General features: G+C 41.6%; 17 protein-coding genes and 1 other RNA gene. 4 read left to right on the top strand and 14 right to left on the bottom strand.

Going from position 1 to position 21,470, the window contains the following annotated elements:
- Window positions 1-186: 186 nt before the first annotated feature.
- From QUD85_RS03020 to ygjK, 7 genes are all read right to left on the bottom strand, one after another.
- Window positions 187-1,236 (bottom strand): ABC transporter ATP-binding protein, encoded by a 1,050-nt coding sequence (locus QUD85_RS03020; RefSeq protein WP_093327996.1) that lies wholly within the window; start codon window positions 1,234-1,236, stop codon window positions 187-189.
- Window positions 1,236-2,852, bottom strand: coding sequence for an ABC transporter permease (locus tag QUD85_RS03015; RefSeq protein WP_245732058.1), 1,617 nt, complete (start codon window positions 2,850-2,852; stop codon window positions 1,236-1,238). Before QUD85_RS03015 ends, QUD85_RS03020 begins: the two co-directional genes overlap by 1 nt.
- Window positions 2,849-3,847, bottom strand: a complete 999-nt coding sequence (locus QUD85_RS03010) for a Fe(3+) ABC transporter substrate-binding protein (protein WP_093327998.1) — start codon at window positions 3,845-3,847, stop codon at window positions 2,849-2,851. The genes QUD85_RS03015 and QUD85_RS03010 overlap by 4 nt, the downstream gene beginning before the upstream one ends.
- 99 nt (window positions 3,848-3,946) lie before the next feature.
- Window positions 3,947-4,816 (bottom strand): sulfite exporter TauE/SafE family protein, encoded by an 870-nt coding sequence (locus tag QUD85_RS03005; protein WP_093327999.1) that lies wholly within the window; start codon window positions 4,814-4,816, stop codon window positions 3,947-3,949.
- Window positions 4,806-5,288, bottom strand: coding sequence for a YcxB family protein (locus tag QUD85_RS03000; RefSeq protein WP_093328000.1), 483 nt, complete (start codon window positions 5,286-5,288; stop codon window positions 4,806-4,808). Before QUD85_RS03000 ends, QUD85_RS03005 begins: the two co-directional genes overlap by 11 nt.
- Window positions 5,289-5,368: 80 nt before the next feature.
- Window positions 5,369-6,166: an SDR family oxidoreductase gene (locus QUD85_RS02995; protein WP_093328002.1), complete on the bottom strand. Its 798-nt coding sequence runs from the start codon at window positions 6,164-6,166 to the stop codon at window positions 5,369-5,371.
- Window positions 6,167-6,269: 103 nt separating this feature from the next.
- Window positions 6,270-8,690 carry an alpha-glucosidase gene (gene ygjK, locus QUD85_RS02990; protein WP_245732059.1) on the bottom strand — a complete coding sequence of 807 codons (2,421 nt, stop codon included), beginning with the start codon at window positions 8,688-8,690 and terminating at the stop codon, window positions 6,270-6,272.
- A gap of 411 nt (window positions 8,691-9,101) precedes the next feature.
- On the opposite strand from ygjK, the gene QUD85_RS02985 reads away from it, so the two are divergent.
- The gene (locus tag QUD85_RS02985; RefSeq protein ID WP_177168834.1) at window positions 9,102-9,251 is read left to right on the top strand and encodes a hypothetical protein; all 150 of its coding nucleotides are present in this window, start codon (window positions 9,102-9,104) and stop codon (window positions 9,249-9,251) included.
- A 135-nt stretch (window positions 9,252-9,386) separates the two neighbouring features.
- On the opposite strand, the gene QUD85_RS02980 is transcribed toward QUD85_RS02985, so the two are convergent.
- Genes QUD85_RS02980 through QUD85_RS02970 form a run of 3 tightly spaced genes read right to left on the bottom strand, consistent with a single transcriptional unit; the run spans window position 9,387 to window position 11,689 of the window.
- A complete protein-coding gene (locus QUD85_RS02980; protein WP_093328003.1) occupies window positions 9,387-10,310 on the bottom strand; it encodes an SPFH domain-containing protein in 924 nt (307 codons plus the stop codon).
- A complete protein-coding gene (locus QUD85_RS02975) occupies window positions 10,310-11,224 on the bottom strand; it encodes an SPFH domain-containing protein (RefSeq protein WP_093328005.1) in 915 nt (304 codons plus the stop codon). Before QUD85_RS02975 ends, QUD85_RS02980 begins: the two co-directional genes overlap by 1 nt.
- A gap of 12 nt (window positions 11,225-11,236) precedes the next feature.
- Window positions 11,237-11,689: an NfeD family protein gene (locus tag QUD85_RS02970; RefSeq protein WP_093328006.1), complete on the bottom strand. Its 453-nt coding sequence runs from the start codon at window positions 11,687-11,689 to the stop codon at window positions 11,237-11,239.
- A 253-nt stretch (window positions 11,690-11,942) separates the two neighbouring features.
- Between QUD85_RS02970 and QUD85_RS02965 the strand changes: the two genes are divergently transcribed.
- Window positions 11,943-15,095, top strand: coding sequence for an HD domain-containing phosphohydrolase (locus QUD85_RS02965; RefSeq protein WP_093328007.1), 3,153 nt, complete (start codon window positions 11,943-11,945; stop codon window positions 15,093-15,095).
- Window positions 15,096-15,553: 458 nt separating this feature from the next.
- Here the strand turns inward: QUD85_RS02965 and rnpB are convergent.
- An RNA gene (gene rnpB, locus QUD85_RS02960) (RNase P RNA component class A) lies at window positions 15,554-15,904 on the bottom strand.
- A 146-nt stretch (window positions 15,905-16,050) separates the two neighbouring features.
- Between rnpB and rraA the strand changes: the two genes are divergently transcribed.
- Together rraA and QUD85_RS02950 are read left to right on the top strand one after the other, a co-directional pair.
- A complete protein-coding gene (gene rraA / locus QUD85_RS02955) occupies window positions 16,051-16,530 on the top strand; it encodes a ribonuclease E activity regulator RraA (protein ID WP_093328008.1) in 480 nt (159 codons plus the stop codon).
- A 109-nt stretch (window positions 16,531-16,639) separates the two neighbouring features.
- Entirely contained in the window at window positions 16,640-16,879 is a 240-nt protein-coding gene (locus tag QUD85_RS02950; RefSeq protein ID WP_093328009.1) for a YdcH family protein, read from the top strand.
- Window positions 16,880-16,909: 30 nt separating this feature from the next.
- Here QUD85_RS02950 and QUD85_RS02945 read toward each other — a convergent pair whose 3' ends face one another.
- From QUD85_RS02945 to QUD85_RS02935, 3 genes are all read right to left on the bottom strand, one after another.
- Window positions 16,910-17,893 (bottom strand): sterol desaturase family protein, encoded by a 984-nt coding sequence (locus QUD85_RS02945; RefSeq protein ID WP_093328011.1) that lies wholly within the window; start codon window positions 17,891-17,893, stop codon window positions 16,910-16,912.
- A gap of 89 nt (window positions 17,894-17,982) precedes the next feature.
- Window positions 17,983-20,214 carry a TonB-dependent receptor family protein gene (locus QUD85_RS02940; protein ID WP_322787104.1) on the bottom strand — a complete coding sequence of 744 codons (2,232 nt, stop codon included), beginning with the start codon at window positions 20,212-20,214 and terminating at the stop codon, window positions 17,983-17,985.
- Window positions 20,214-21,449 carry an imelysin family protein gene (locus QUD85_RS02935; protein WP_093328013.1) on the bottom strand — a complete coding sequence of 412 codons (1,236 nt, stop codon included), beginning with the start codon at window positions 21,447-21,449 and terminating at the stop codon, window positions 20,214-20,216. The genes QUD85_RS02940 and QUD85_RS02935 overlap by 1 nt, the downstream gene beginning before the upstream one ends.
- Window positions 21,450-21,470: the final 21 nt, after the last annotated feature.

The raw sequence follows: 21,470 nt of genomic DNA, 5'->3' as shown, positions 1-21,470 counted from the left end.
CAAGCAAAGAATGTAAAATTTGATCATGCGCTAGCGCAGAATTTTCAAGGCTTAGCAAGAAAAGAGCTAAACCGTGGGGCAAAGTGGATCACTTTCCCCAAAATGACGATATTTTTTAGTAGTTTAGCAACTAGAGGTGTATATTCGGTGAACTTTTGAGCAGTTTTAACCCAACTCAAACAACTTTTAAGATGAAGCAAAGACGACAAACTTATGAAGTGCTACCTGCGCGGTTAATTGTTGATGCAATTGATACTGCGTTTCACTGTAAAAACTTAATTGCTTGAAAGCGAGCGAGTTGTTTTGGTCTAAACTGTCGGCAATATAGTGGAAACCATATTCTGTTACGCCAATATGTTTGATCACAATATTCGCTTGCGAATCGGCGCTGATCATAACATCTTGAGGCTTTAATAATAAGGAATATTTGCCGTTTAATTGGTCTTTTTCGTCAATAGGTAATTGGCCTAACACTGAATCAGCAACATTGCCTTTTACATCAATAGGTAACCAACTGCCCAATTGCAAAAAGTCTGCCACAAGCCAAGAGTTTGGATGTTTGCTTAACTGTGCTGGCGGACCCATTTGTAATATTTGACCATTGTCCATAACTGCCATTTGGTCTGCAAAGGTGAACACTTCATCTTTGTTGTGGGTGACAAATATTGCGCTAATATTTAATTTTTTCAGCAACGCCCTCATCTCAACCATCAGTTCACTGCGCAATCTTGCATCGATGTTCGAAAACGGTTCATCTAACAGCAATAATTTAGGTTGCGTCGCCAACGCACGAGCTATAGCTACTCTCTGTTGTTGTCCACCCGATAATTGGTGAGGATATTTTTTCTCCTGGCCAACAAGTGAAAGCAATTCGACCAAACGGGCGATACGATCAGCTTGTTGTTGTGCCGGCAAGGTTTGAATACCAAAGGCGATGTTCTTTTCCACCGTTAAGTGAGGAAACAGCGCATAGTCCTGAAATATCATACCAACATGACGTTTTTCTGCCGGCACAGGTGTTTTTTGGCTAATACGAATATGGGTATCAAGCACAATCTCGCCCTTTTGCTGGTCAACAAACCCTGCAATGGCATTAAGTAGTGTTGTTTTGCCGCATCCACTTGGACCGACAAGGCCTAGTATCTGCCCTTGCTGCAATGACATAGACAAGTCAGCAATGATCGTTTGTTGCTGTAACTCAACTGTTAATTCATTAATTACAAGAATATCACTCATCACTGCTTTTCTTTATTTAACCAAATGACCGGGATTAACCCAACGACAACAATAAATACTGCACCTATAGCACCTTGCTCCAATTGCTCATCACTGATCAATTGATATATGTAGGTGCTTAACGTATCAAAATTAAAAGGCCTCAATACAAGTACTGCGGGTAACTCTTTCATAGCTTCTACAAATACCATAAGCCATGCAACTAATATAGACGGCTTTAACAAGGGTAAATGTATTTGTGTAACCGCGCATTTAAACGATACGCCTAAACTCGACGGCGCTAAATCTAATGTTTGTGGAATTTTAGCCATGCCACTTTCTAGAGCGCCGTTTGCTATTGCAGCAAACCTAACCACAAGCGCAAAAACTAATGCAAACATAGTACCTGATAGTAACAGCCCTGGCTCCTCAAAACCTAGCGCGGCGATGGCGTAATTAAGATAATTATCGGCTGGACCAAGCGTCGATAATAGCGCCATAGCTAACACTGTACCCGGTATTGCGTAGCCAAAGCTTGAAATCTGAAGCGGAAACCTTGCGCCATTGCTGGTGCTAAAACGCTTGTAGATGGCAAATAAGATCGCTAGTAAAACGGCAACGGTTGCTGTGTAGACTGCCAATTGGAAGCTATTGATTGCCGCCTGCTTAATGGTTTCAAATCGCGCATATTCAATGTATGAAATACTCATATCAATTAGCATGACAAAAGGTAAAAGAAACCCTGCGCCAACAAGTAACCAGCAAAATAGATTAGCAAAGATTTGGCCTTTTAAACTGAGCTGAATTGGCGCCGACTGCTTTGCCACCCGATTGGATTGATGACGTTGCTGCGCTCGCGCTCTATGCTCCAATACCACCACAGTCAAAATTAACATCATTAAAACACTAGCCATGAGATTTGCTGAAGCAAGGTCGCCATAGCCAAGCCAAGTATCATAAATTGCCGTAGTCAGTGTATTAACTGCAAAATATTGCACGGTTGCAAAATCGGCAAGTGTTTCCATTGCAACAAGTGTTACCCCTACAGCTATTGCAGGCCTAGCTAAAGGTACAGCAACTTTTAACAAGGCTTGTTTTGCATTAAGCCCTAAGTTTCTGGCCGCGTTGAGCTGGTTTTGATCTTGGTTATCAAAGGCTGTGCGAGCCAAAAGATAAATATAGGGGTACAACACGAGTGCCAACATTATACTTGCACCAGTGATGGTTCTAATATCGAAAAAGTAATAATCAGCAGGAGACTGCCAATCGAAAAAGGCGCGAAGATAGCGCTGAACAGGGCCGGCGTAATCGAATAAATCGGTATACAAATAGGCAATTAAATAAGCGGGCATTGCTAGCGGCAACATCAGCAACCAGCGCAGAATGCCTTTACCTTTGATATTGGTAAAACTTATAAGCAATGCTGATGGAATGCCAAAGAGCAATGCGAAAAACACCACCAAGACAGCAAGTAACAGGGTATTTTTTATGTAGGTTGGTAGCACTGTATCCCACAAATGTGGCAATAGTGCGGACGAAGAAAAGAGACCTTCAACCACCATAACTAACACTGGCGCAAAAAGCGCCAGTGCAATTAACCAAACGGCTATGTTATAGCGAGTTGAATCTAATTTCACAGATCGAATTTAGCCTGGTCTAATAGTTTAAGTGCTGTTTTACGATGTTTAGCGATGGTTTCAAGCGGTAATGTATCCGCTTTAAAATCACCCCAAGAAGCAACTAGATCAGAGACTTTCACGCCCATACGCACTGGGTATTCCATATTTGTTTCTGCATACATTTGCTGTGCTTGCTCTGATACTAAGAAAGTCATTAGCGCTTTTGCATTGTCTGCGTTAGGCGAGAACTTAGCCATACCCATACCTGAAATATTCACGTGGGTGCCACGATTTTCTTGGTTAGGGAAGTTAATGTTAACGGCATCAGCCCATACTTTTTGTTTGTCATCATTAAGCATTTTGCCAAAGTAGTAGCTATTGCCCAACGATAAATCACATAAGTTTTGTGAAATAGCCTGAACCTGACCACGATCGTTGCCTTGAGGCTTACGCGCTAAATTTGCTTTAACTTTTTTCAACCAGGTTAACGTGTCTGCTTCGCCATGAGCCGCAATCATAGAAGATACTAGCGCAACATTATAAGGGTGCTTACCACTGCGAGTACAAATACGACCTGCCCATTTAGGATCGGCTAGATCTTCATAATTAAGCGTTAAGTCGCCTAATTTTTTAGCAGAGTAAATATTACGAGCACGTGTTGTTAACGCGAACCATGTGTTGTCATTTGAACGGTATTGCGCAGGAATAGCTGCCGTAATTGTTGCGTCTTCGTTGACTTGCAACAAGCCTTTTTCATGTAGCTCAATTAAACGGCTAATGTCTGTTGTTAGAAGCACATCTGCTGGACTATGCTTACCTTCACGCTCTAGCCTTTCCGCCATACCTTTCTTGGCAAAAACGACATTCACTTTAATACCAGTTTGTTTAGTAAATTCAGCAAACAATGGCTCAACAAGGTAGGCTTGACGATAAGAATATACGTTTACTTCTTCTGCTGCTTGCGCAAACAGCGCAGGCATTAATAGCGCTGCAATCAATAGTTTTTTAAGCATTTAAGGTCCAAATATTAATTTGTTTTTATACGTTGGCAAGCCTAATTAAGCACCGACATATTGTCAAGGTTTTTGAGAATAATTCTCATTTAAATAAGTTTAAATGCCAACTACGCCGATAACCAACAGCCAAAACGCAAAAAATAACTTTAAACGCGTGGCTGATAAATAGTTAACTAATGTTTTAGCAAAAATACCACCTAACACAGCACCAGGACCTGCAAAAAGCACCACCTGCCAATAGACTTGAAAATCCACTAAGGTATGTTGCCAGATAGCCGACCACACTGTAAACACGGAGACAATAACCGCAGCCGCAACGGCCATAGTAACGTCAAAGCGGCGCAATATCAGATAGATTGCGAGCAATTCACCAACACCCACCGAAAGCCAAGCCGTTAATGCGCCCCCGATCAACCCGAGTACTACTAGCATCAGATAATCAAATTGGTTAATTTGGCTGCGTTCTCTAGCGGGTTTTAGCATCAGTACACTAAAGATAATAAAGGCACCTAATATCAGTGAGAACCAGCTAAAACTTTGGTGCAAACTAGCGGGTGAACCGACACCATTTGCGTAGACCGCCCACAGCCCAACAATACTTGCCACGCTCGTTATGGCAATAATACGTTTAAAACCAGTCCACAGCCTTAACGATGTTTTTTCTTTTTTGTAGTGCAACCACCAGGTTAATCCACCGGCAGTCATACCAAAGCATTGAATACCAAAACTAGTTGCGATTGCCTGTGCTTCTGTAAAATTTAACTGGTTAAAGGCTGGGATAAAAATTACTCCGCCACCTGCGCCGGTAGAGTTTGCAAAAATAGCACCCAATACGCCCAGGCCACTGTAATGCGCGTAGGAAAGAATACCCGTCCATGTGAACGGAGATAACCACAGCAGAATAGCCCAGCAACAAACAAAAGCAGATAAAAAGCGAGGGTCTTTTAAAATAGTTTTAGTCGACATTAATCTGGGCTTTAATAAAGGCGATAGCTTCTTCAGTCAAACAGCTTTTAGACAAGTATGAACGTCCTTTTTCTATGCTAAACACAAACCCTCTGTCACTTTCAGCAACTGCGGTGATATGTTGCCACTCAATAGTTGACGTTAAATGACGTGTCTGGCTTTGAATACCAGTATCGTCAATTTGAATTGAAACTGTTTCATGGCTTGCTCGAGACCACATTTGGCGGGTTACCCACCAGGCCTTTTGATAATAAATACTTAGCGCTTCTACTGCAGCCAAACCAACAAAAAACCAAGCCAAGTAATCGGATACTTCGGCCATCGCAAACACTGCGAACGCGACGGCTAAAAAACCATAGCTTTTCGTAAATGATTTCGCATTTAATGGTTTTTCGGCTGACTCTTCGAAACACTCAATAAAATAAGGTTTATCCAGTTGATATGATGTTGTGTACAAAAATGATTCGCTCATTATTTTTTTATGAAAGCGTTTGGATGACGCTAGTTTAACAAATTTTGAATAATAAAAAATGCCGCGATTGCGGCATTTGATTATTCTCTAAAATTCTTACTAGAACTAAGTCGTCTAAATAGCCCCGGGAAGAAACGGTAGATTGTTGGTGCCCAATAACTGATGCCTTTTCCTATAACGACCTCATCTTTCTCCTGACGGATGGCATTCACCATCTTAACCGCACAAGTTTGCACATCAATACCGTTAGCAATAGAACCCGCTACTTTCCCATACTGCTGGCCATCAGCGAGCATAGCATTGACACTAATATTGGTTTGTACAAACCCCGGACAGATATTAAGCACTTTAATACCATTAAGCGCTTCTTCTGCGCGCAAACAATTCATATAGCCTAAAATAGCATGCTTAGATGCGCTGTATCCTGACATGCTTTGTCCACCTACTTTGCCAGCCACTGACGAGACAGTGACGATCATACCACCGCCGTTTTCTAACATTGATGGCAATACGGCTTGCGTCATTGCTACTGTGCCAAAATAGTTTACTTCCATCACCTGACGTTGAACGTCCAATAGGGTATCTCGCGCTAAACCTCGCTGAGAAATACCACCGTTATTAACAAGTACATCAAGACGACCAATGTCTTTTAACACGGGTGCAACAATATCAGCAATGTCTTCAGATTTACTCAAGTCAATGGCAACAACGATATGGCTTTCGGCGTTAGGTAATGAAGCACGCAATGCTTCTAACTGCGCTTCATTTCTTGCCGATAGAATTAAGTTAGCTCCTTGCGCTGCTAACTCTTTTGCTACAGCTTCACCAATACCTGATGATGCCCCTGTCACCCAAATACGTTTATTTTTAATATCCATAACCACTACTTTTTGATTTTCTCTGTTACAACACAAGCCTAGTTTTCAAGGCGTAATTTACTACGTTTGACTTATACGCCAACGACCAAGTACTAAGATCATGCTAATGTTCAAGTAGCTTTAATGTAAGCAATAAATGTGCTGCACTCCAACTAAAATTTGTCGCCCCCTGCATAACTCCTGATTCAGGATGATAATTTTCTCTTATCGGCTGACTGTCGGTTAAGCCTTGTGCATTAGCTAGCAACCTTTGAAAGCTGTTACTTGCAGCTTCATGAAAGCCATAGTTAGTCAGCGCTACTAACGCGAAATAAAATTGATCTAGCCAAACCCGACCCCGCCAATATATATCTGGATGGTATGCAGGGTTGCTCAGGCTAGCAGTAGCAAAAGGAACAAAGCCATAAAATTCACTGGGGTTAAGCATTACCTCAATAACCCGTTTAGCTTTTTCTTTGTCTGCAATATTGGCGAAAAGAGGACTCCAACCTTCAGGTCCTCGACCTCGATGCACAAGTAACTTGCCCTCGCAGCCCTTTTGTCGATTAGAATCAATTTGTAAATCGTAGTAGAAACCTGAAGCCTCATCATAAAAACATGCATTAATTCGTATTGCTAGGGCGTTTGCCTGTTTAGAGTAATTCAATGCCTTTTGCTCTTGTCCCAACAGTATCGCGATTTTTGCTAGCAACTGCTTCTCTTGCGCAAGATAGCTATTGAGCTCAACTGATTCTTGATTAATAGAATAGCCGAGTAAGTCGCCTTGCTGATTTCGATTTTCAAAAAAATCAACAGACCAGTCTTGCCGAGCACGAACCAGATTACCTTGGTAGTGAGCATCGGCGTATGCAGCTAACTGTTGAGCCGAAATAAATCCAAATCGAGCTGCATTGTCCATGCCCGACTCCCAACCGGCGCCATGTTGTGCTGGGATATCGATAGATTGAACAAAGGTTTGCTCTTTAAACTGATGATATTGCTCTATTCCGTGACACTGGTATTTGCCTTCAGCCTTCTGCTGACACTTTTCTTTTGTTTTCGCTTTTTGCTCATCGTTAGCGCTTTCGTTTAATTCAACAACAAAAATTAGTGCTTCTTTGTCATTGTTGTGAAAACGATGTTTAGTTGCACCGTATTCGATTAAACCATTTTGATTGTGATCGCGATTGCGATACCACCATTGATGGTATGCTTCTAATTTTGGCAGCATCTCAACCAAAAACTGTTTGTCTCTAGATACCTGATAAACATGCCAGACCGCCCATGTAGCAAGAGGCGGTTTAGTATTGCGTTCATTCCAATTACCACCATGGCCCTGCCTAGCGCTATCTTTGTTGTAAAAAATGGCATCAACAACCATACCTGCATCTTGTGGTCGCAACGGATCACTACTTAATATTTGGTAGTCAAACATACTCTGAATTGAATCTTGCGCTAACTGCACATCAAACTGCGCGATTGCAGCTGCATGCTTCCAACTATCCCAAGCCCAAAAACCATTAAACCAACGCGCCGTGTATGATGGTGACACGCCACCGTGTTTTATTGCTCCTGCTGGAGAGCGCCAATTGTTAATTAAGGTAGTAATTGCCTTAGATTGAAGGTGAGCAACTGTTTGGTTTTTTGGTTGTGGTAATTGCTTTGCATAGTGCTGCCATCGATGCTTTGCCTGCTTTGATGCTTGATTAAATAGCGTGCTATTGAGGCTAATATTTTCTTTCGCAAATCGCTGTTTTTCAGATGGGTTCAATAAGTATTGATGAGAAGTAATGATAACTGCAGATGAATGAGCTGCAATATGCTGGCGTATACTGGCTACATACCCATTGTCATAAATAGTTGTTTCAGCCGAGATACTGCGTGTAATTTTAAATTGAGCGCCCTGCTCAAACAGCATATTCCACTTATCTGATAGCGCACCAAATTCAACCACAACGCCTTGCTGCAATGCTTTAAATTTTGCTTGCCAAGAGGGGTGAGAGATAGACAGAGGTTTTGACAGTGAAAAATCGTCGTTTAGTTTTCCTCGCCACTGCAATTTAAGTTCAAGCGCTGCATCCGACGTGTTAATCAATTTAGTTTCAACAAGAGCGCTGCGTTCATCTTTAAATACCAGCGACAATTGAACGGCAAATTGATTAAATTGATAATGCTGTTTCATCACACCGTCGTTAAGCGAAAATGTGGCTGTAGCTTCTCTGAAATTATAGGAAACGTTGTTAGCTAAATTTGTTAGCGTTAGTCGCTCTAGCGCTGTTGCTATAAATACACCATATTCCTGTGCAATGATGTAAGGGCCGGTAAATGTTCCATAGTTTTCGCTATCTTTTGGAAACAAGTAACCATGCCAAGCGCCAAGGTCGATAAAAGGATTAAACTGCTGATTACCATACGCATCGAATGACTGAAAAAATTGTGGATCGCCATAACGCGCAACACCCAGCGAATGCTGTGTCGTTTCCTCGCTAAACGCTAGTAACGGTAGCAGCACTAACAAAAATATAATGAGCCCTTTTTTAAACACTGTTTTTCCCAATGAATATCCCTTACACCTCATGATATACAATATACCATTCAAAATCATCTGTAATAATTATTGTTAAAAACAGGTTTAACCCCGCAGTTGGATAAGTCTGTTTTATTTTTCACAACCCCATTGAAGCGGTTAATGTGTAATCAAAGGTAAAAGTAGCCTGGGTGGCTGAAGAATTGAAAGTGTTACCCAAACAATAGGTATGTGGCTAGAAACACCATAGAAACCTAGCAAAACTGTATTTTTCTTTCAAAATTAACAAGAATTTTTAATATGATAAAAATCAATGCGTTAGCATTTTTTTAACAAATTTATCTGAGTTTTTTGCAGGCAAGGCGTAGCTAAATGAAAGTTATTTTGTAATAATACATAACGACTTTCAGTTATTTTACAGGTAAGGTTATGGAAATCAATACACCAACGCAGTCTGTGAATACACAGCAAAAATCACAACAGCCGGAAAATGCACTTGCAGAGCAACTTGCAAATGCACATAAAGAAATTGAAGATCTTAAGCTTCAAATTCAATGGCTAGAGCGCTCTTACGAATAAAGGCGCATTAAAAAAGGCGTAATAAACGCCTAAGTTGTAAAACGATTTCTCGATATCCCCTCGCAGAAAAGGTATTTTTGCGAGGGGATGTTTTTTTTGGAGATGCTACTGAAAGTTTTCTTTCCTTGCAACCAGTTATTTAGCATCCAAGCCAATATTTCGCATCCATTGATGGAAATCGGTCATATTGCTTGGCAGAACGATACGTGTGCTGTCTTTGTCTAGGCCCTGCAAATTACGCAGGTACTGCTCACCAAGTTGCATACGCAGTGCGTTTTCACCACCAGGTTCCTTAATAACCGACGCAAGCTTTTCAATTGATTCCGCCGTCGCGTTCGCAATAGTAAGGATTTCTTCCGCTTTACCTTCTGCTTCATTAATTTGCTTTTGCATTTCACCTTCAGACAAATTAATAACTTCCATTTTGACACCTTCACTGCGGTTAATCTTCGCTTGCTTGTCACCTTCACTTTTAGCCAATACAGCGCGACGTTCACGTTCAGCGTTCACTTGCATTTCCATCGCATTTTTTACCGTGTAAGGCGGTGTTAAATTCTTGATTTCATATCGATGAACACGAATACCCCAAGACTCCCCTGCTGCATCAAGCACTTCAACAACTTTAGCGCTTATGAGATCACGTTCTTCAAAGGTTCTGTCTAAATCTAGCGTACCGATGACAGAGCGCGTTGTTGTTTGCGCCAATTGCATTGCTGCAAAGCGGTAGTCGACAATGCCATAGCTTGCTTTAACTGGATCGATCACGGAAATGTATATAACCCCATCCACCGTAACGTTTACTTCATCACGCGAGAAACACTCTTGCGGCGGCACATCGATAGACTCTTCTTTTAGGTCATGGATATAGGCCACTTTATCGATAAAAGGAATCAAGGCATGAAAACCAGCATCCAGTGTCGTGTAATACTTTCCTAAACGCTCAACAATATAAGCAGATTTTGTCGGAACCAAACGAATGGAAGCAAACAGTTTAATGATGAAAACAAGAAATATAAGGCCCCATACGCCAAGTACAAATAATTCAGATGGTGCTGGCATTACTTACCTCCTTTTACAGATTGTGTCACTTGTTCGACGCCAGTGAAAAAGCCTTCTAGTTTAGCTAAATCCGTGGGTACAACAGACACTTCTGAGCTTTCCAAAATTTTGCCCATTTCTTTGATAAATTGTTCCATCAATTGCATATTCATCGCATCGATACCGCCCGAAGTATTAACCGCTTGCGTAATACGAGACATACCTTGCGCCTTAGCATTAGCAACAATCGATATTTCTTCCGCTTTACCTTTTGCTTCATTAATACGCTTTTGTTTCTCGCCTTCTGACAGGTTGATAGCTTCTTGTCTGTCACCTTCCGACAAATTAATACGCGCTTCTTTTTCAGCGGTTGCTAAAGTAATTTCAGCACGCTTGCTGCGCTCTGCTTCCATTTGTTTTTCTAGGGTATTAACAACATGCTGTGACGGCGTTAGGTTTTTAATCTCATAACGCAGCACTTTAATCCCCCAAGGGTTCGAAGCTAAATCGATTTCACGTACAATCGCTTCGTTAAGTTGCTCTCGTTCTGAAAAGGTTTGGCCTAGATTAAGTTTACCTATTTCACTTCTCATCGTTGTTTGAGCAAGGTTAACGGCTGCAATTCTGTAGTCTTCAATACCGTAACTCGCTTTGTGGCCATCCATCACTTTAATATAAACGAGGCCATCAACTTCGATTTGAATATTGTCTTTAGAAATACAGCTTTGTGGCGGCACGTCTAATACTTGCTCTCTAGTATCATGCGCGTATGCCACACGATCGATAAAAGGAATTAAAAAATGAAAACCCGGTTGTAACACCGCTCGAAATTTTCCTAAGCGTTCTACCACTGCGACTTCTCGCATTGGCACCACTAGTAATAATTGATAAATAATAAACAGAATAACCAGAATGGCTATTGTTAAAGCAACCATGCTTCCTCCTTGTTATTGTTTTAATTCGACTAACAGCGAGATGTTTTCGTGACAAATAATTTTGACATTAGCGCCAGCAGGAATTTCACTGCCATCACTTAATGCTGGCCACTGTGTGCCTTGAAAGTCGATTCTACCCGGTTGTTTGCCCGGGCCTATTGGTTCTATGACGGTAGCCGTTTTACCATAAATATCAAGATCTTCATCCGTATTACCAATATGCTGGTCACCACCAAATAAAGACTGAGACACATTTCTAAAGGCTAAAATGAGCACCATGGTAAGTATAAAAAATGTCACCAGAGAATATACCCAGGTGTCCACTAATCCAACAAACCATGCACCACCCGTAAGCAGTGCGCTTAGCCCAATGAAGAAAACAATACCGCCAGGTAACACAATTTCAGCAAGCATTAGCACAATGCCTAGTGTCACCCATATTGTTACCGGATCAGAAAAATCCATTCGCTCTCCTTGTTATTTCCTTGACCCAACAAATTGAAGCTATAGCTGTATTTGCTGGGCGAGTTATGCCCCCACAATAAAATATACCAGTAATACAGTGACTTGTCGTGACAATCGAGCGAGCAAATCGCAACAAATTATTTCAAAGCGTTTTTGTCTAATTACAAGCCGCTAAAATTGAATTAACCATTTGTTTACAGTTAGATTGTTTTTTATACTAAAATCAAACAATAAAAATCATTCTAGGATCAACATGCGACGCATCAACCGTTTGTTTTCAATTAAATTTACTGTTGTAACCATCGTTATTATTGCTACCACGATTACCGCAGCAATAGCCATCGGGGCGCAATATTACTTTTCTCGTGTGATTACCAGCGAACAAACACAAACACTATTTAATTTAACCGCACAAAATACGAGTAATTTTCTTACTAATCTCGAGCAACGCAGCGCTCATACATTAAAGGTATTGGCTGCACATGCCCCAATTCTGGACAATGACGATATTAGTAAAGACATTGACCAAGTGTTTGCTGAGATTCTAAACGTACAAAATGTTTTTTACAGTTTGCATTTGTCTGAACAAAACGGCGTTTTTCATCAACTAGTTAACCTCAACGCGTCGCCAAGTATTAGAAAGCAGTACAACGCCTCGACAAAAGATCGATGGGTAATCGTTGATGTACGCGGTGAAGGTGAGGACCGTACCAAAACATTTACCTATGTAGATGAGTCATTTAACGTTCGAACCACACGCGAAATGCAGTCAGAATTTTATCCGCAAAGCAGAGTGTGGTTTACCAATGCAACGACGGATTCGGTTTATCAAACAGACCCTTACTTATTCGAACATCTGCAATCACCTGGTCAAAGCTACGCAATTAAGCTCAAAGATCACGACGCAGTATTGGGCATCGATGTTGCACTTTTTACCTTAGCTTCATATTTGCAAGAGCAGGACTTATCTGACTCGACTCGGCTTGAATCAGAAATCTATGTTTATCAAAAGAACGGTAATATCAATGCCTCCAACCAAGTGTTCAATCACAGTACTCGATTGCCTACTGTGAACCCAATGTCGCTAACGGCGGAAGAACAGTCTTACATTCGCTCTTTGCCGCAAGTTCAAGTTGCGAATGAGCTAGATTGGGCACCGATTGATTATACTATTTCGGGCGTACCACAGGGTTATAGCGTTGATGTTATTAAGCTAATCGGGGCAATGACAGGTATTCAGTTTGAATTCGTCAATGGATTCACGTGGAAGCAACTCATCAGGCAATATCAAAATGACAAAATAGATATTTTGACGTCGATTTTTCAAAGTAGCGGAATGGATCATGGTGACTACTCTAAAAGCTATCTTGATGTCCCTTTTTCAATAATTACCCAACCGCAAGAAGAAACTTACACGTCAATCAACAGTCTTTCCAATAAGCGGGTCGCTATATTAAATGGTTGGTCAATCATTCCAGCGTTAACACATCACTTCCCAACCATGGATTTGTATGAATACGACACTCTTTATGCGGTAATTGAAGCTGTCGAAAACGGCGACGTAGATGCCGCTATCGATGTCGGTGTTGTATTAGAGCATAACGTTGAAAAATATTTTGTTAAAAATATACAGTTTCACAGTAGTATCGATATGAAACCACTCGATGTTTCAACGAATTTGTATATGAGCGTTAAGGAAAACGAAGACGCCATGCTCTTACAAATCCTCGATAAAGCGATTGCTCATATTGACGATAGGCAGCGCAGGTTTCTTGCCAATAAATGGTTTAGTTTAAATGATGAAGATTCGAAAGGACTCAAAACAGGTGTCGTCCCTTATGAGTTCTTGGTCGATATCGCTGAAGCCGGCGGCACCAATAATCAACTTGAAACCATCATGGTCGATCATGTCCCTACCTTTGTTTATATCGAACCAATTGATGAAGCGGGAGAAACCTTCTTTTCTATCATAGTGCCTGCAGAGAAAGTGTTTGCACCTATTATTAAAAAAGTCACGGTATCGATGGGCGTCACCATTTTATGTGTATTGTTTACGCTGCCTATTTCTTGGTTACTTGCTCGCCCGATCGTAAATCCGGTTAAAAAGCTCGAGTTAGAAACAGATAAGATTAAAAACAGACAGTATGACGATGTAAATGTCGTCGATACTAGTATTTTAGAATTAGATAAATTGGCGCATTCCCTCTATGGGATGTCAGGTTCTATTCAGCAATATGAAAAAGAACTGAAGGAGCTGATGGATGGCATCATCCAACAAGTCGCACAAGCAATCGATGCTAAATCACCCTATACTGCCGGCCATTGTCGCCGCGTGCCAGAACTTGGATTAATGCTAGCAAGTGCGGCAGAGAAGTCCGACGATGCGCCATTTGCAGAATTTAAATTTGCCAATGAAGATGAATATCGCGAATTCTATACGGCAGCGTGGCTGCATGACTGCGGCAAATTAACGATTCCTGAGCACATTGTTGATAAAGGCTCTAAGCTTGAAACAATTTATAACCGTATTCATGAAGTACGTATGCGATTTGAGGTGCTGCGAAGAGATGCAGAAATAGATTACCTCAAAGCGTTGCAGGCAGATCCAAGTAAAGCTGACGAGCTTAAAGCATCGCTTGAGCAACGCTTTGTTCAGCTACAAGAAGACTTCGCCTTTATCGCAAACACCAATGTTGGTGGTGAATTCTTGGAAGAAGAAGCAATCAAACGTATTGAAGCGCTAGCAGAACAAACTTGGACGCGCCACTTTGACGATACTTTGGGTTTATCACCAGTCGAAGAATTAAATCTTCCAAACCTAAAAACTAATCTCCCTGCTGAAGAGAAATTGTTAGCGAACAAACCGCAACATATTATCGAGCGCCAAGCGCCTATGGAACTTGATCCTAAGCTAGGGATTAAAATGGATATTCCAGAGCATCTTTATAATCTGGGTGAAATCTACAACCTAAGCATTTCCAGAGGCACATTAACGACCGAAGATAGGTTTAAAATCAACGAGCATATGATCAGCACTATTAAAATGCTCGAAGGCCTGCCATTTCCAAAAGAGCTGTCTCGTGTGCCTAAATACGCAACAACACACCATGAAACCCTAAAAGGGACAGGCTATCCTAGAAAGCTCACCGCAGAAGACTTATCAACGCCAGAAAGGCTGCTTGTGCTCGCGGATATCTATGAAGCACTAACGGCGAGCGACCGCCCATACAAGAAGGCAAAAACGATTAGTGAATCAATAAAAATCCTATCGTTTATGGTCAAAGACGATCATGTCGACGGCGATGTGTTTAAGCTGTTCTTAACCAGCGGCGTTTACAAAGAGTACGCGGAAAAATACCTCAAACCTGAACAAATTGATGACGTGGATATAAATCAGTACTTATAACCTACGTCAACTCACCTTTATTGGCACGTCCAAAATATTTGGGGTCAGAACATGTTCTGACCCCAAATATTTTGGAAAGAGGGAGTTAACCGGTAAGCCGGGTTCTGTTTTTTGTATAAAGTACAATCATTCGCATACGATGATTGAGACAGGACAAAGGCTACAAGCGCCGTTCAAAACAACGCGGCTATTTATGCTAGTCGGCGTATTGATGAAAATATAATGACATCTGGGGTCAGAACATGTTCTGACCCCAGATATTTTGGAAAGAGGGAGTTAACCGATAAGCCGGGTTCTGTTCTTGGAATAAGCGCAATCATTCGCATACGATGATTGTGGCAGGACGGCGGCTTTCAACGCGTGTTAAAACATTGCGACTATTCATATTAGCTAACGTATTGATGAAAATATAATGACATCTGGGGTCAGAACATGTTCTGACCCCAGATATTTAGGAAAGAGGGAGTTAACCGGTAAGCCGGGTTCTGTCGTGGACAATCATTCGTCTAGGCCTTAAATCGCTCTAAGGCTCAAGCAACCTACCCGAACTCAACGCGAGCCACGCCGTACGAGTTCCTATTTGGTCTTGCTCCGGGTGGAGTTTACCCTGCTGCCAGCTGTTACCAGTGGCCCGGTGCGCTCTTACCGCACCCTTTCACCCTTACCGGCACTTGCGTGCTTAGGCGGTCTTCTCTCTGCTGCACTTGTCGTCGGCTTACGCCGCCCAGACGTTATCTGGCACCCTGCTCTTTGGAGCCCGGACTTTCCTCCCCTTGCTAGAAGCAAGCAGCGATTGTCTGGTTAACTCGCGCGCATTCTATCGCAAAAGACCCTGCAAGGTAAACCAAATTAGTGAGCTTGACATATCGACTATCAATAAAATGAATTAACACCTTGTTTGCGTCTTGGTGAATGATGAAACATCCCATAACCCATCAATAATGTGAATTACAACATGACGTTTTCGACACCCGATTTATATGATGCTTTTCAGCAAACAGTGCAAGTAGCCGAAGCTGGTCTAATCCATTTTGGCTGTAATAAACCTTTTTGTGGTCAGGTGGTTACGGTTGAATGTCCAAACGACAATTCATTAGTAGCACAATTGCTAAAGTCGCCAGGGGAAGGAAAAGTGTTAGTTGTGCAAGCACATGGTAGCAAGCAATTTGCATTTCTAGGTGACAACCTTGCCCTCGCAGCCATAAAAAATGGTTGGGCCGGCGTTGTCATTAATGGTTGCGTGCGTGACGTAGAAATTTTGGAAAATCTATCTCTAGGTATTATGGCCCTTGGTTGTATGCCACGAAAAACAGATAAACGAGGATTAGGTGAGCTCGGCCAACCTGCTAAATTCTTAGGTATTACCATTAGTCAGGGTGATTGGCTATACGCTGATATAAATGGTGTACTAATATCAAGCACCTCGCTTATTTAAGCGCGCAAATCAGTCTTGTCGTCGCATCTTTATTGGGGAATAAAAATTAACGCTTTCTATTTAAGAAAATAGACTAAGCTTAAGTTAAACAATCCCAATAGGAGCCGACATGTTAGGTGAAGTACACTCGTTAATTAACGACTTTCCAGAGTTAAAAGATAAGATTAATGCACTTAATGAAAGTGATGTGGTGTTTGCGGACAAAAACAAGCAATACAATGCGCTAGATAAAGAAATTAGAGAGCTAGAGTTAAACAGTGCGCCCATTGACGATGAAGCTATGCACCAGTTAAAACATGATCGCGCTGTGCTTAAAGACGAATTATATCAGCAAATTTCTAGCGCTTAATAAGCATAATTACCACGGCTGGCAAACTGATTATTCGGCTTTCGATTTTGCTTCAGTGCTAACAGATAGTTTACGTTTGATCAGTTTTCCACTAGCCATAATTGGTTGAGTATACATTTTCCATAATGAACTATGGTCTGCAGAATGCTTGCCCATACCAAACCGAATATTATTTACGTCTGACGCTTTAATCAGCGTACCAAATAACCGATCCCAAATAGCTAAAGCCGTGCCTAAATTAGTATCGAAATGCTTAGGGTTATCGCTATGATGTATTTGATGTTGCGCCGGACTTATCAACCAACCTTCCACTTTGTTGCCAAAACTGAGCCATATGTGACTATGGCGTAAGTTCGACCCTAAAATATTAAATGCGAAAATAAAGACATTAGCGCCAACGATATCAATCATTTTAAGCGTTGGACCAAATAAGTAATAGCAGACACCAACAACAAAGCCTTGAGCTAATGCCATCCGCGTAGCATACAAAAAGTTCTCTAATGGATGCGAGCGATATACAGTAAAGGGCGTAAGTACTTCAGCTGAGTGATGTACTTTATGGAATTCCCAAAGTAGTGGCACTTTGTGCATTAAATAATGTAAAAAGAAACGAGAAAAATCATCCGCCAAAAAGAGCAACAATGTGAATACCACCATGATGGTTGCGGGACTTGCTTGGATGAATTCAGGTGCGCCAAATACATATTCAATGACTCCGGACACATGAAGCGCGATAGGAGCCATGGTGATCAAAATCAATGGAAACAGCGCTGCGCGCACTAATTTATTTACTACAAATAGCAGATAATCTAAGCGGGCTGAAGCCGACAAATATATACGTTTTGGGAAAATAAAGGCAAAACACTGTTTAATACTGCGTGATGAATGAGTCGCCCAATACACACCTACCGCCAGCACTATTGCCGAAACCAAATAGCCCCAATAAAGGCGCTTGTTTGCGTCATCTAAGTAACTGATCAAGTCAGCGAAGTTAGTGTGTAAAAAATCTATCATTTCAACATTAAGTCTGTAAACATTGCCAAGCCAATAAAAAAGGCGCTATAAAGCGCCTTAATAGTATCTCATAATTAGGCGCAGTTTCACTAAAAGGAATACTGATAACCTACTTGTACCATCTGTGGTTTGCTAGGTCTTGCTCCGTAAGGGCGTCGGCTGGTTATTTCTTGGTTGTCGGTCACATTGTCTACTTTAATGTAAACCTTGCCCAAAGTATCAAGATCATAACTCGCGGCCAAATCAACAGTAACAAGTGAGTTGGTACTTACACCAGATAATGTCACGTTTTCACCCGAGGCTTCTAACATGTCACCAACATAGCGACTTATTACGTTGAATTCCCATACATCGCCAACCAAACCAATAGTTAAGCTCGCCTGATGTTCTGGCAAGTAAGGCAGTTCGTCACCAGCGGTAATATCTCCCCACATAGGGAAGTCAGAAGAAAAATCTGATTTAAACTCGCCATGACTGTAGGTGTAAACCAAACTCAACGGCAATTCGATAGAATCAGTTACGTTGAAGCTATGCGATGTTGAAAGCTCCAAACCATAAACGTCAACTTCGCCACCATTAAACTCTTGATCTAAGCTATCACCACAACTTGATGCCGCGGAAAACGAACAGCTTTCTTTCAAGTTTTCATAATCATTAAAAAACGCTACAGCTTCAAATTGCGTGTGACCATTGTTAAAACGTGTACCAAACTCGTAGCTAATACTATTTTCTACGTCTATTTCAGGACTTTCCTGTGGACTTGTAGGAATAAAGCCTTCATGCACACCAAACAGTAAACCAAAACTATCCGTGATGGTATAAAAACCGCTTACGCTTGGCAGCCAAATTTGAGTACTTTTCTTAAGCCAATCGCCTTCTTGTCCTGGCTTTTTGTTTTGATAATAACTATCAATAAATTCGCCACGAACACCAAAGGTCAGCGCCAATTTATCAAACGTTAATGTATCTTGAAGAAAGACAGAAATAGCATCCGATTCTTCTAAGTTAGTGGTGGTTGCAACTGTATCACTGCCGTCGGATATTAACTGTGCAGACTGCATAATAAATGCGTCTTCGGTATGAAAGCGTTGTATTTGATCTTGATGAAAACGCACGCCACCGTTTAACTTATGATCGAAGCCAAATAGGTTAAGGGCATAATGGAATTCCGACTGAATACCTTGCGAGTAATACTCGCGATAGTTGTCACCAAGGATGATTTTTTCATACTCTTCAACACTATCTCTTTGGCCCGTCAACACTTGATAAAAAGGGAAATTAGCATCGTCGTACGGATTGGCTAGTACCTCTTGTACATCCGCATTTACCAATCCACCCTTAAAGCCATTTAACTTGAACCAAGAACGAGAAAAGTCATTGCGATAAACATGTGTGGTTACATCAAAGGTGTCATTACCAATAAAATGGGTAAACTGCACTTGTTGATGATCCCAATCCATTAGATCTTTTTGGCTAGCCACATAACGTCTGTTTGGGCTAGCACCAAAATCATCGTCAGTTAATCCTAAATAGGTTTCATCGGAAGTTTCACTACTATAACCAAGTTTTACAGAAACAAGCTGATTCAAAGAATCAGAGCTTAAATCATAGCTAAACTTAGCCATCACATCATTTTTGTCAAAGCCGGTATCGCCGCCGCCATCAAGCTCTTTAAAACCTATCGATTGCAAATGAACAGCATCGATCACAAACCCAAAACGGCCAATGGTGTTACCGTAATGCGCTTGCACTTTACCAAAACCAAAGTTACCTGCAGCAACTTCTATTTGACCTTCGCTATCTTCCGGTACTTGTCTTGTCGTCATATTCAACGCGCCAGCAACGGTATTAGGACCATATTTAGTTGCCGCTGGACCTTTAAATACCTCAATGGAAGTCATTTTGTTGGTCATTGGAAAATAGTAAGCGGCTGGCGCTGAATATGGCGCAGGACCAATTAGAACGCCATCTTCCATAATCGTGATTTTCTTACTTCGCTCTGGGGTTGCACCACGAAAACCAATGTTAGGCCTTAAGCCAAAACCATCTTCTTCACGGATGTTCACACCAGGCACACTGTAAAGAATGCGGTTGATATCATCGAACTTAAATTTTTCTAATTCAACTTCTCCAATTAACGTTGCTGAACCCGCTTCTGTGCGCAGTCTATCGCCGTGACCAATGATTTGCAGACGCTCAACTAAGGCCTCATTTGCGGTGTTTGAAGCATCGTCATTTACATTCTCTTCAGCTGTAACACTTAGAGGCATAGAGACAGTAGAAAGTAACGCTAACGTGATTGCTGATTTTCTAAACATCATTAGTCGTTATCTCCTGCTGACGTGCTCGGTAGTTCTAGTGCTAAGCTATTAATAAAATCTACCTTAAGTTTGTCAGTTACTGCTTTTACTTCGGCATGTTTTTGCTGCACACCTACTTCGTCATTAATTAAGTCTTGCTGCATTGAATTTTCACTCGCAGAAACATTGGCAATCGCTGTCGCTACATCGGCTGTCATTGTGTCCGCCGTGTCCTGGTCGCCAACATCTACCAAATAATCAGTAAATCCAATACCTCCATCACCTGTAAGTAAACGTTCAAAGGCAATTAGGTTGTTTTGGATATTGTCATAAGAATGCATGCTGAAAGGCGCTTCAACAGCTTCAGGGCACGCGATACCGCCACATTCGTTACTAAACAAGCCCAATGGTGTCGCTAGCTTTCCATCTTTAGTTTTACTGTCTAAATAGAACATAGCATCACTGATACGGTTAACCGCGTCATGCGCCGACTCAATGCTACTTGCTTCAGTACCTGCTTGTTTCAACGCTTGTGCGTAGCCGTCTTCAGCATTCCAAGCATCGACTAATGTTTGCGCATTATTTGCAACGTCTTGGGCAACTTCTGTGGCAAATTCACAACGTGCAATGACGCGCTCACTATCAGTCCAACTATTCCAGTCAGGCGGAGAACCCGCATCACAGCTGTGAGCTAAATTATTGTTAAACAGCAAGTATTCAATCGCCACCATACTTTTTCTAGAAGGCGTGCGCGTTGCAATGTTATAAGGTTGGCCGTTGACCGTACCTTCTTGAAAATAAACAACGTCATAGTCTATTGAACAGGTATTTACGATTGGCCAAGAATAGATGTTGTTACGAACCAGCCCATCTTGCTCTAGCAAAGGACCAAGTTGCATCATCTCAGCTTGCTGCCACACATTCATGCTGTCGCGCCAAGCTTGCTGCGCCGCAGATTTTGCCGAATCTACGCTTGCTTGATCGCCACTACCCGCTGCAAAACTTTTCTCTGCTGCACAATAAGCGTCAACTGCAACCGTTTGAGCTTGAGCTTGAAGTAAAAACTCATCAAACGTCGGAGTAATCACATTGTCAGTTAAGTTGGACACAAGCGCGATCTGATCGAAGTCAGTATCTGTGTCGTTATTGTTGCCATAATCTGGGCCAAGCGTACTAGTAGTCTCTTGATTACAGGCAGTTAAAGACAAACTGCAAGCTAGCGCTACTAGAGATAATTTATTGGTTCTTTTATTCACAAAACACCTACGTTAAAAAAC

This window comes from Thalassotalea agarivorans, from assembly GCF_030295955.1.
GTDB lineage: Bacteria > Pseudomonadota > Gammaproteobacteria > Enterobacterales > Alteromonadaceae > Thalassotalea_D > Thalassotalea_D agarivorans.
This window is presented reverse-complemented; position numbering and strand designations above follow the sequence as displayed.

What these genes read in the sequence shown, in the direction of transcription:
- QUD85_RS02945 (WP_093328011.1), bottom strand. Translation starts at nt 17,893, where the DNA reads ATGATAGATTTTTTACACACTAACTTCGCTGACTTGATCAGTTACTTA.
- QUD85_RS02970 (WP_093328006.1), bottom strand. Translation starts at nt 11,689, where the DNA reads ATGGATTTTTCTGATCCGGTAACAATATGGGTGACACTAGGCATTGTG.
- rraA (WP_093328008.1), top strand. Translation starts at nt 16,051, where the DNA reads ATGACGTTTTCGACACCCGATTTATATGATGCTTTTCAGCAAACAGTG.
- QUD85_RS02980 (WP_093328003.1), bottom strand. Translation starts at nt 10,310, where the DNA reads ATGCCAGCACCATCTGAATTATTTGTACTTGGCGTATGGGGCCTTATA.
- QUD85_RS02995 (WP_093328002.1), bottom strand. Translation starts at nt 6,166, where the DNA reads ATGGATATTAAAAATAAACGTATTTGGGTGACAGGGGCATCATCAGGT.
- QUD85_RS03020 (WP_093327996.1), bottom strand. Translation starts at nt 1,236, where the DNA reads ATGAGTGATATTCTTGTAATTAATGAATTAACAGTTGAGTTACAGCAA.
- QUD85_RS02950 (WP_093328009.1), top strand. Translation starts at nt 16,640, where the DNA reads ATGTTAGGTGAAGTACACTCGTTAATTAACGACTTTCCAGAGTTAAAA.
- QUD85_RS02975 (WP_093328005.1), bottom strand. Translation starts at nt 11,224, where the DNA reads ATGGTTGCTTTAACAATAGCCATTCTGGTTATTCTGTTTATTATTTAT.
- QUD85_RS02965 (WP_093328007.1), top strand. Translation starts at nt 11,943, where the DNA reads ATGCGACGCATCAACCGTTTGTTTTCAATTAAATTTACTGTTGTAACC.
- QUD85_RS03000 (WP_093328000.1), bottom strand. Translation starts at nt 5,288, where the DNA reads ATGAGCGAATCATTTTTGTACACAACATCATATCAACTGGATAAACCT.
- QUD85_RS03005 (WP_093327999.1), bottom strand. Translation starts at nt 4,816, where the DNA reads ATGTCGACTAAAACTATTTTAAAAGACCCTCGCTTTTTATCTGCTTTT.
- QUD85_RS03010 (WP_093327998.1), bottom strand. Translation starts at nt 3,847, where the DNA reads ATGCTTAAAAAACTATTGATTGCAGCGCTATTAATGCCTGCGCTGTTT.
- QUD85_RS02985 (WP_177168834.1), top strand. Translation starts at nt 9,102, where the DNA reads ATGGAAATCAATACACCAACGCAGTCTGTGAATACACAGCAAAAATCA.
- QUD85_RS02940 (WP_322787104.1), bottom strand. Translation starts at nt 20,214, where the DNA reads ATGATGTTTAGAAAATCAGCAATCACGTTAGCGTTACTTTCTACTGTC.